Source organism: Sphingomonas sp. ABOLE (assembly GCF_003950455.1).
GTDB lineage: Bacteria > Pseudomonadota > Alphaproteobacteria > Sphingomonadales > Sphingomonadaceae > Sphingomonas > Sphingomonas trueperi.
Map to the genome: position 1 here is coordinate 1 of NZ_QQWY01000107.1, position 1,000 is coordinate 1,000.

3 protein-coding genes are annotated in these 1,000 nt (G+C 68.5%); 1 reads left to right on the forward strand and 2 read right to left on the reverse strand.

Annotated features, from left to right (window positions below; all coding sequences use genetic code 11):
* Positions 1 to 283: ATP-binding cassette domain-containing protein (locus tag CA234_RS24085; protein ID WP_126002945.1), on the reverse strand; the 283-nt coding region annotated here is incomplete at its 3' end.
* Positions 280 to 684, reverse strand: coding sequence for a metallopeptidase family protein (locus CA234_RS24090; protein WP_206431295.1), 405 nt, complete (start codon positions 682 to 684; stop codon positions 280 to 282). The genes CA234_RS24090 and CA234_RS24085, both read right to left, overlap by 4 nt.
* Before the next feature lie 48 nt (positions 685 to 732).
* On the opposite strand from CA234_RS24090, the gene CA234_RS24095 reads away from it, so the two are divergent.
* A partial coding sequence (locus CA234_RS24095; protein WP_126002946.1) for a 4a-hydroxytetrahydrobiopterin dehydratase occupies positions 733 to 1,000 on the forward strand: 268 nt, incomplete at its 3' end.

Sequence of the window (1,000 nt, forward strand, 5' to 3'; positions counted from 1 at the left end):
TCAGGAAGCAGACCGCCCCCGAACCGTCGAGATGGATCAGCAGCGCCAGCAGCGCGGTGCCGATGGCGATATGGCGGGGGCGCCCGCCCCCCCGCCGCCGCACCCGCCCGCCCAGCGGCGCGAGGAGCCCGGCGGCGATGCGGACCAGGCTGGACTTGCCAACGCCATTGGGTCCGAGCACCAAGCCAGCGTCGCCGGGCGCCAGCGCGAAGGAAAGCCCCTCGAACAGGATCCGCCCCCCGCGCAGGCAGGTCACGGCGTCAAAGGCGATGCCCGGGTTCAATCTGCGGCGTCTTCGAGCGCGTGCATGGCCTCGTCGGACAGGCCGAAATGATGGCCGACCTCGTGGATCACGACGTGGTGGACCAGCCGCTCGAGCGATTCGCCGGTCTCCACCCATTCGTCGAGGATCGCGCGGCGATAGAGGTGGATGCGATCGGGCAGACCGCCCGAATCAAACGCCGATTTCTCGCCGATCGGCCGGCCGTGATAGAGGCCGCTGAGCGCAAAGGGATCGTCGATGCCGAGCGCGTCGAGCGTCTCTTCGTCGGCGAACTCCTCGACCAGCAACACCACGTCGGCGAGATGCACCTGGAAGGGCGCGGGAATGCGGGCCAGCGCGGCGCGGGCGAGGCGCTCGATCAGGGCCGCATCGGGGGCGAAGGTTGGCGCTTGCTCCGGCATGGCCGAATGCATAGGCGGAGCGGCAGAGAACGAGCAAGGAGGGGATCTATGGTAGCGCGACTGACCGACGGCCTGCGCGAGGAATCGCTCGCGGCCCTGCCCGCCTGGAACTACGAACGGGGGCGCGACGCGATCACTCGCCGCTTCCTGTTCGCCGATTTCACCGAAGCTTTTGCGTTCATGACCCGCGTCGCGCTCATCGCCGAGAAGGCGGATCACCATCCCGAATGGTCGAATGTGTGGAACCGGGTCGACATCCTGCTGACCACGCATGACGCGGGCGGGCTGTCGACAAGGGACCTGCAACTGGCGGCGG

Bases quoted from the DNA above. Each gene is read 5' to 3' on its own strand.
- CA234_RS24090 (WP_206431295.1), bottom strand. From the start codon at position 684: ATGCCGGAGCAAGCGCCAACCTTCGCCCCCGATGCGGCCCTGATCGAG.